This window comes from Rhodopseudomonas sp. B29 (assembly GCF_000333455.1).
Lineage (GTDB): Bacteria > Pseudomonadota > Alphaproteobacteria > Rhizobiales > Xanthobacteraceae > Rhodopseudomonas.
In genome coordinates this window covers 1-8019 of record NZ_BADD01000251.1, presented here as the reverse complement: position 1 = coordinate 8019, position 8019 = coordinate 1, and the positions used below count along the sequence as shown (strand labels likewise).

General features: G+C 66.8%; 7 protein-coding genes and 2 pseudogenes. 5 read left to right on the top strand and 4 right to left on the bottom strand.

The window, feature by feature from the left end; translation table 11 throughout:
* The 3 genes and pseudogenes from I5M_RS09265 to I5M_RS09255 form a co-directional block, all read left to right on the top strand.
* Positions 1-411 (top strand): annotated as a pseudogene (locus I5M_RS09265) (succinate--CoA ligase); the annotation flags it as partial.
* A complete protein-coding gene (gene sucD, locus I5M_RS09260; protein ID WP_022721141.1) occupies positions 408-1307 on the top strand; it encodes a succinate--CoA ligase subunit alpha in 900 nt (299 codons plus the stop codon). The pseudogene I5M_RS09265 and the gene sucD, both read left to right, overlap by 4 nt.
* Positions 1308-1454: 147 nt before the next feature.
* Positions 1455-1673, top strand: a complete 219-nt coding sequence (locus I5M_RS09255) for a hypothetical protein (protein ID WP_031335942.1) — start codon at positions 1455-1457, stop codon at positions 1671-1673.
* Here the strand turns inward: I5M_RS09255 and I5M_RS09250 are convergent.
* Complete coding sequence (locus tag I5M_RS09250; RefSeq protein ID WP_022721139.1) at positions 1670-2605, bottom strand: LysR family transcriptional regulator; 936 nt, start codon at positions 2603-2605, stop codon at positions 1670-1672. The genes I5M_RS09255 and I5M_RS09250 overlap by 4 nt on opposite strands.
* An 87-nt stretch (positions 2606-2692) precedes the next feature.
* Between I5M_RS09250 and I5M_RS09245 the strand changes: the two genes are divergently transcribed.
* Positions 2693-3763 (top strand): YeiH family protein, encoded by a 1071-nt coding sequence (locus I5M_RS09245; protein ID WP_022721138.1) that lies wholly within the window; start codon positions 2693-2695, stop codon positions 3761-3763.
* On the opposite strand, the gene cobD is transcribed toward I5M_RS09245, so the two are convergent.
* Positions 3732-4769, bottom strand: coding sequence for a threonine-phosphate decarboxylase CobD (gene cobD / locus I5M_RS09240; RefSeq protein WP_022721137.1), 1038 nt, complete (start codon positions 4767-4769; stop codon positions 3732-3734). The two genes, I5M_RS09245 and cobD, sit on opposite strands and share 32 nt — an antisense overlap.
* 35 nt (positions 4770-4804) lie before the next feature.
* Between cobD and cbiB the strand changes: the two genes are divergently transcribed.
* Positions 4805-5776, top strand: coding sequence for an adenosylcobinamide-phosphate synthase CbiB (gene cbiB, locus I5M_RS09235; RefSeq protein WP_022721136.1), 972 nt, complete (start codon positions 4805-4807; stop codon positions 5774-5776).
* A gap of 15 nt (positions 5777-5791) precedes the next feature.
* Here the strand turns inward: cbiB and cobO are convergent, their stop codons facing one another.
* Together cobO and I5M_RS29430 are read right to left on the bottom strand one after the other, a co-directional pair.
* Positions 5792-6442 (bottom strand): cob(I)yrinic acid a,c-diamide adenosyltransferase, encoded by a 651-nt coding sequence (gene cobO / locus I5M_RS09230; protein ID WP_376738671.1) that lies wholly within the window; start codon positions 6440-6442, stop codon positions 5792-5794.
* Positions 6412-7788: pseudogene (locus I5M_RS29430) on the bottom strand (cobaltochelatase subunit CobN); the annotation flags it as partial. The pseudogene I5M_RS29430 and the gene cobO, both read right to left, overlap by 31 nt.
* Between the last annotated feature and the right edge of the window lie 231 nt (positions 7789-8019).

The following is an 8019-nucleotide window of genomic DNA, read 5'->3' as shown; positions in this document are numbered from 1 at the left end:
GGTCTCAAGTTCATCCAGCTCGACGGCAATGTCGGTGTTCTCGCCAACGGCGCCGGGCTGACGATGACGACGATGGATGTGATCGATCACTTCGGCGGCCGGCCCGCGAACTTCCTCGAGATCGGCGGCGAGGCCTACACCAAGTCGGAGATCGCGCTCGATCTGGTGCTGTCCAATCCGGGCGTCAAAAGCCTGGTGGTCAATTTCTGCGGCGCCTTCGCCCGCACCGACGTGATGGCGGACGGAGTGGTCAAAGCCTGGGAAAAACTGCGGCCGAACGTGCCGGTGTTCTTCTCCATTCACGGCACCGGCGAGGACGAAGCCGTCAAGCTGGTGCGCGAGCGGCTCGGCTTCGAGCCTTACGATCTCATGGAAGACGCCGTCAAAGCGGCGGTCGAGGCGGCACAATGATTTATCGACGCGGTCAGAAGGTTCTCGTCCAGGGGCTCACCGGCAAGCAGGGCTCGTTCTGGGCGGCCAAGATGAGAGAGTGCGGCACCGACGTAGTCGGCGGCGTCAATCCCAAGCGCGCGGGTGATACGCACGACGGCCTGCCGATCTTCGGCTCGGCGGTCGAGGCCACCAAGCACACGCCGTGCGACGTCACGGTGATCTTCATTCCGCCGGCGATGGCAAAGGATGCGATCATCGACGCGATCGATGCCGGCATCGGCACCATCGTGACACTGACCGAGCATATTCCCGGTCACGACGTGCTGGAGATCTTCGCCCGCCTGCGCGGCTCGAAGTCGCGCATCATCGGCCCCAACACTGCCGGCATCGTCACGCCCGGCGAAGGCTTCGTCGGCATCATGCCGGGGCACAATCCCAACGTCTTCACCCCCGGCGAAGTCGGCGTGATCTCACGCAGCGGCAGCCTCGGCACGCTGATGTGCCTGAACCTGACGCGCGCCGGTCTCGGCCAATCGGCGTTCATCGGCATTGGCGGCGATCCGATCATCGGCACGACCACGCGCGATGCGCTGCAGGCGCTCGACCGCGATCCGCGGACCAAAGCGGTGGTGCTCGTCGGCGAGATCGGCGGCACCATGGAAGAGACCGCGGCCGAATACGCCGCCGGCATGAAAAAGCCGGTGGTGTCTTTCATCGCCGGCCGCTCGTCGCCGCCCGACAAGAAGATGGGCCATGCCGGTGCTATCGTCACCGGCGGCCGCGGCGGCTATGCGTCGAAACGGGCCGCGCTGGAGAAGGCCGGAGTCCGGGTCGCCGATACGCCGGACCAGATCAGCGGCTTCCTGCGCCAGACCGGCCGGATCGGCGCTCCGGCGCTGGGTCTGACCGGCTAAAACTGAATTTTTCCATCACGGCCGGGGCCGGGAGAAAAATGCTCTCCGGCCCCGCCGAACTTTGCACGACGCTTCCTTTGCGCTTTTGGCCCGTCTCCCGACATATTGGGGGACCGCTTGAGCGGCCGGAACGCTTCGGAGACGACCGTGCAGAACGCCCATTTCGACCCCTATGGCGAGCCCGTGGCTTACGCGGAACCCAAGGCCTCGGCGCCCGGTTCGCGTTTGATGCTGCGCGCCGGCACCGGCCTGTTCTGGTCGCTGGTCGTTGTCATCGTTGCGGCGCGCGCGGCCTACTTCAACCCAGACTTCGCCGCGACTTTCGGCCAGATGGCCAGCGCCATCAAATCGATCTTCGGCGTCTAACTCGACGCGGCCGGCTGATCGGCCTCGGCGCCGATCGGCAATTCCAGCTTCCCCTTCAACAGCTGATCGAACGCCACCGCCGCCGGCGCATCCAGCCGGTTCGGCAGCTTGAGCTGCCAAAGCTGCCGTTCGATGGCCAGCCCGCGCATCGTGATCGCGCTCAGGCGCCCCCGCGCCACCTGATCGTCGATCGCCGCCGCCGACACGATCGAGACTCCCAATCCCGCCGTCACCGCCTGCTTGATCGCCTCGGTGCTGCCGATCTCCAGCATGCGCCGCGCTTCGATGCCGTGCTCGGCCAGCGCCCGCAGCACGATTTCGCGCGACCCCGAGCCTTGTTCGCGCACGATCAGCGTCTCGTCTGCCAGCATTTTCGGATCGATCGGACTGGGCGACTCGGCGAAGCGATGCTGCGGCCCGGCGATCAATTGCATCACGTCGGTCCGCCACGGCTCGACGATCAGTTCCTCATCCGCCACCGGCCCTTCGACCAGCGCGAGGTCGATCTCGTGCGCCAGCATCAGGTCCGCCACCTCGCGGGTATTGGCGCTGATGACGTGCAGATCGACATTCGGGTGCTCGCGGTGAAACCGGCCGAGGTGATCGGACAGCATGTAGGACGCGATTGTGGTGCTGGCGCCGATGCGGAGAAAGCCGGCCTCCAGCGTGCACAGCGAACGCATTTCCTCCTCGGCCGCGCGCTCGGCCGCGAACAGCGTCTCGGCGTGGCGCATCAGCACCTGGCCCTCGCGGGTCGGCCGCACACCGCGCGGCACCCGATCGAGCAGCCGGCAGCCGATCTGTAGTTCGAGGTCCTGAACCCGCTTGGAAATCGCCGGCTGGCTGATGTGCAGAACGTCCGCCGCACGGGAAAAGCTGCCGGTCCGCACAACCGTCGCGAACATTCGCAGCAGATGCAGGTTCAACGACATAACTTCTCCCTATAGCGCCAAGCAGAAACGATATTTCTCCTCTGGCGGAGTTCTAGCGCATAATATTCTCCTCGCGTAGGAGATTGCATGACGACGGTGAACAATCAGGCCACCCAACCCTCCGGATGGCGTGCAGCAGTCGGCCGGGTGACCGGCCTGGTCCCGGGGATCGCCCTCAGCCTCGTCGTCGCCCTGATTTCGATGGGCGCGCAGTCGCTGGAAGAACACGTCTTCAGCCACCCCTATCTCGAAGCGCTGGTGATTGCGATCCTGCTCGGCATGGCGATCCGCACCGCATGGGCGCCGAGCGCATTGTGGCGAACCGGCATCGCCTTCAGCGCCAAGCAATTGCTCGAAGTCGCGGTGACGCTGCTCGGCGTCTCGATCAGTTTCGCGGCGATCGCCGCTTCCGGTCCGCTGCTGCTCGGCACCATCGTGGCGACCGTGGCGCTCATGATCGCCGTCAGCTACGGCATCAGCCGGATGCTGGGACTGCCGACGCGGCTGTCGATCCTGGTTGCCTGCGGCAATTCGGTATGCGGCAACTCGGCCATCGCTGCCGTCGCGCCGGTGATCGGCGCCAGCGGCGACGACATCGCGTCGTCGATCTCGTTCACGGCGATCCTCGGCGTCGTCATGGTGCTGGGACTGCCGCTGCTGATTCCGCTGCTGGCGCTGACGCAGAACCAATACGGCATTCTGGCCGGCCTCACCGTCTACGCGGTGCCGCAGGTGCTCGCCGCCACCGTGCCGGCAGGATTGCTCGCGACCCAGATCGGCACGCTGGTCAAGCTGATGCGCGTGTTGACGCTGGGACCGATCGTGGTGGCGTTCTCACTGTTCGGCCGCAAGCTGCGCGAGAACGCCGAGGGCGCGGTGAAGACTCACCGCTTCGGCCCGCTGCAGATCGTGCCGTGGTTCATCATCGGCTTCCTGCTGCTCGCGGCGCTGCGTTCGTTCGATCTGGTATCGCCGGTGCTGGTCGCGCCGATGCTGAAGGCGGCCTCGATCCTCACCATCATCTCGATGGCGGCGCTCGGCCTCGGCGTCGACGTCCGCGTCATCCGCAAGGTCGGCGGCCGCGTCACCGCTGCGGTGACGCTGTCGCTGCTACTGCTGCTGGTGATCAGCATCGCGATCTCGCACCAGTTTCCGTGAGCGCGGCGGCGAGCCGATCGAGCGCCGCCTGATCGGGCGGCAGGCCGAAGCGCAAGAGATCGTCCCGCCAATCGAAGCGGCGGCACCAGATGCGGCGGCGCGCCAGTGCTTCGTGCAGCGCGCGCGCGTCGACGTGACGGATTAGCCGATACAAAGACGTGCCGCCGACGACGGCGAGGCCCGCCTTCGCCAGCACCACATCGAGCGCAGCGGCTGATGCGGCGAGTTCGATGCGCGTCTGCGCTGCCCAAGTGAGATCGCCGAGAGCAGCCGCACCGACGGCGAGCGCTGGCCCCGAGCATGCCCATGGCCCCTGCGCTTCGGCAATCAGCCGCGCAATCGACGGCTGCGCCAAGGCGAAGCCGAGTCGCACACCGGCGAGGCCGTAGAATTTGCCGAACGAGCGCAAGATCACCACGGGCGCGTCGGTACAGAGTGCCACCGTGCTACGCGTCGGCTCGACATCGACAAACGCTTCGTCGATCACCAGCCAGCCACCGCGCGCGGCGAGTTGCCGGGCGATGCTCGCCAGAACCGCGTGGTCGATCCAGCGGCCATCGGGATTGTTGGGACTCACCACAAGGATGTGGCGCACGTCGTCAGGAAGCGCCGCTATCGACTTTTCCAGATCTTCGACAGCGAGATCGATCACCTCGCGTCCGGCCTTGCTCCACGCTTGGGCATGCTCCGCGTAGGTCGGCCCAACGACGCCAACCGCGCCGCTCGGTGCGAGACGCGGCAACCATTGGATCAGCGCCTGCGTGCCGGGCGCGGCGACGATGTCGACTCCGTCAGGAGTCTCATAAGCAATCCGCGCCGCGTGCAGCAACGCCTCCTCATCGCGGCGCGAAGGGAGTTGCTGCCACAGGAATGCGGGCAACGTCGCCTCGCCCAACTTGGCAATGGACCACGGCCGCGGATTGATGCCAGTAGACAGGTCGAGCCAATCCTCCGGCGCGCCGCCATGGCGCGCCATCGCCTCGGTGAGATCGCCGCCATGCTTCATCGCCAGTTCCCGATCGCCAGTCGCGGAGCCACTGCGTGCTGACGCTGGACCACATCTGGTTGGTGATGATGCTGGCGTTGGCCTGCGACGCGATGATCGGCGATCCCGACTGGTTGTGGTGCAAGCTGCCGCATCCGGTCGTGATCATCGGAGGGCTGATTGGCTGGCTCGACCGCAGCTTGAATCGGGAGAGTTGGGCGGCCGGCGCGCGCCGCGCCGCGGGAGTCATCGCCGTTATAGTATTGGTGATTTGTGGCGGCGTTGTCGGCCTGCTGTTGCAGCGTCTGCTGCAGCAGAGCTGGATCGGTCTTGTCGTTCTCGCGCTGATCGCATCGACGCTGATTGCGCAGCGCAGCCTGTATCAGCACGTCGCGCGCGTTCGCGATGGCTTCGCGACCGGTGGTCTCGCCGGCGCACGCCGCGAGGTGTCGATGATCGTCGGCCGCGATCCCGAACAGCTCGACGAGGCCGGCGTGGCACGCGCCGCGATCGAATCCTGCGCCGAGAATTTCTCCGACGGCGTGGTGGCGCCGGTGTTCTGGCTGGCGCTGGGCGGCCTGCCGGGCATCCTGATCTACAAGGCGGTCAACACCGCCGACTCGATGATCGGTCACCGCAACGCGCGCTATGAGTCGTTCGGCTGGGCCGCGGCGCGGCTCGACGATCTGCTCAACCTCGCGCCGGCGCGCCTGTCCGGCCTCTTGCTTGCGCTCAGCGCTCCGCTGTCGAGCGGCGCCATCGGCGACGCATGGCGCGTGATGCTTCGCGACGCCCGCAAACATCGCTCGCCGAACGCAGGCTGGCCGGAAAGCGCGATGGCCGGCGCGCTCGGCCTCGCCCTCGCGGGTCCACGTATTTACGGCGGCGCGATCGTGGACGATCCCTTCCTCAACGCCGAAGGGCGACGCGACGCGCGGCCCGATGATATTGGCCGTGCGCTGCGCGTGATGCTGGGCGGCTGCGTGCTGCAAGCGGGCCTCTACGCGCTCGTGCTGTGGGTAGTTTGAAGGCGGCACATCGGATCAGAACTCGACGCCCTTCTGCGCCTTCACGCCGGCCCGGAACGGATGCTTGACCAGCGTCATCTCGGTGACGAGGTCGGCGATCTCGATCAGCTCCGGCTTGGCATTGCGGCCGGTGACGACGACGTGTTTGTCGGCCGGCTTGGCATCGCGCAGAAACGTCACCACCTCGTCGATCGGCAAATAATCGTAGCGCAGGACGATGTTGAGCTCGTCGAGCAGCACCATGTGATGGCGCTCGTCGAGGATCAGTTCCCTGGCGCGCTCCCAGCCGGCACGCGCGGCGGCGATGTCGCGCTCGCGGTCCTGTGTCTCCCAGGTGAAACCCTCGCCCATGATATGCAGCGTTACCAGCTCCGGAAAACGCCGCAGCAGCCGCGCCTCACCGGTGTCCCAGCTCGGCGATTTGGTGAACTGCACCACCGCGACCGGCATGTCGTGGCCGATATGACGAAACACCATGCCGAGCGCCGCCGAGGTTTTGCCCTTGCCGGTGCCGGTGTGGACGATCAGAAGACCCTTCTCGCCGGTCTTGCCCTCCATCATCCGATCATGCGCCGCCTTGCGCTTCTTCGCCTTCTCGGCATGGCGGGCGTTGTCGGCTTCAGGCGATTGTTCGGTCATGCGGCGTCCTTCGGTGAGGCGAGGCATTCGGCGATGAGATCGGCGGCGCGGTTGGCGCGCGGTGTCCACAGCCGGCGGCGGATGGCTTCGGCAAATCGCGCCGCCATTTCGTGCAGCGCCGACGGATTGGCCTCGCGCATAAAATCGCGGACGCGGTCGTCTTCGAGATAGGCGGCGAACAGCTGATCGAAGTGACGATCGGCCACCGCATCGGTGGCGGCCGCGAAGCCGAACAGCAGATCGACCGTGGCGGCGATCTCGCTGGCGCCCTTGTAGCCGTGCCGCATCGCGCCATTGATCCATTTCGGATTAGCGGCGCGGCCGCGCACCACGCGGGAAATTTCGTGATCGAGCGAGCGGGCGATCGGCGCCTCGGGACGCGACGAATCCAGATGCGCGATCTTCGGTGCCTGTCCACTCAGGCTCTCGACCGCAGCGGCGAGACCGCCGATGAACTGATAGTAATCTTCGGAGTCGAGAATGTCGTGCTCGCGATTGTCCTGAGCCTGCGTGACGAGATCGACGCTCGCGAGCTGCGCCGCGAAGGCATCGCGTGCTTCGTCGCCCTCGACCCCGCCCCCATAAGCGAAGCCGCCCCAATCGAGATAGCTCTGCGCCAGATCGGCGCGCGTCGTCCAAACGCCTTCGTCGATCAGCGTCTGCAGCCCGGCGCCGTAACTGCCCGGCTTGGCGCCAAACACCCGCAGGCTGGCCTGCTTGTGCGCGTGCTCGCGCGGTACGCCGGCCTCCTGCAGCGTGCGGGCGCGGGCGCGCACGCTCGCGGCGATCGGATTGGCGTCGTCGGGCTCGTCGAGCTCGGCGACGGCGCGGATTGCACTGGTGAGGATATCGATCTGGGTCGGGAAGGCGTCGCGGAACAGGCCGGAGACCCGGAAGGTGACGTCGACGCGCGGCCGCTTCAGCTCACTCAGTGACGTAATCGCAAAACCGGTGACGCGGCCGGAGCCGTCTTCCCACACCGGCCGGGCTCCGATCAGCGCCAGGGCCTGCGCAACATCGTCGCCGCCGGTGCGCATATTGGCCGTGCCCCACGCCGACAGCGCAATCGAACGCGGCCACTCGCCCTGCTCCTGCCAATAGGCTTCGACCAGCCGTTCGGCCGAGAGCTGCCCGATCCGCCACGCCGACGGCGTCGGCACGGCGCGGACATCGACCGCGAAGAAATTGCGCCCGGTCGGCAACACGTCCGGCCGACCGCGCGTCGGTGCGCCGGACGGGCCGGGCCGGACGAAGCGGCCGTCGAGGCCGGCCAGCAGCGCGCGTAGTTCATGCTCGCCACAGGCGGCGATGGCGGGGCGGAGCTTGGCGTCGATCCAACCGAGCACGGCGCGCGTGCGGGTCCAACTCGGGTCGCACGTTAGTTCGCTGGCACGGCCTCTCCCCACGTCATGCCCGGCCTTGTGCCGGGCATCCACGTCTTGCTGCGTTGACAGGGAGGAAGGCGTGGATGGCCGGGACGAGCCCGGCCATGACGGTGGAGGGGAAGGCGCTTCGGAAGTGTGCGCAGCTACAAGTTGCAACGCCCAAGGCCTCGATGCGCTCCACCGTGTCGCCTGCTATCCGCCACGGTTTGCTACTCATCG

What these genes read in the sequence shown, in the direction of transcription:
- cobD (WP_022721137.1), bottom strand. Translation starts at nt 4,769, where the DNA reads ATGAAGCATGGCGGCGATCTCACCGAGGCGATGGCGCGCCATGGCGGC.
- I5M_RS09245 (WP_022721138.1), top strand. Translation starts at nt 2,693, where the DNA reads ATGACGACGGTGAACAATCAGGCCACCCAACCCTCCGGATGGCGTGCA.
- sucD (WP_022721141.1), top strand. Translation starts at nt 408, where the DNA reads ATGATTTATCGACGCGGTCAGAAGGTTCTCGTCCAGGGGCTCACCGGC.
- I5M_RS09250 (WP_022721139.1), bottom strand. Translation starts at nt 2,605, where the DNA reads ATGTCGTTGAACCTGCATCTGCTGCGAATGTTCGCGACGGTTGTGCGG.
- cobO (WP_376738671.1), bottom strand. Translation starts at nt 6,442, where the DNA reads ATGCCTCGCCTCACCGAAGGACGCCGCATGACCGAACAATCGCCTGAA.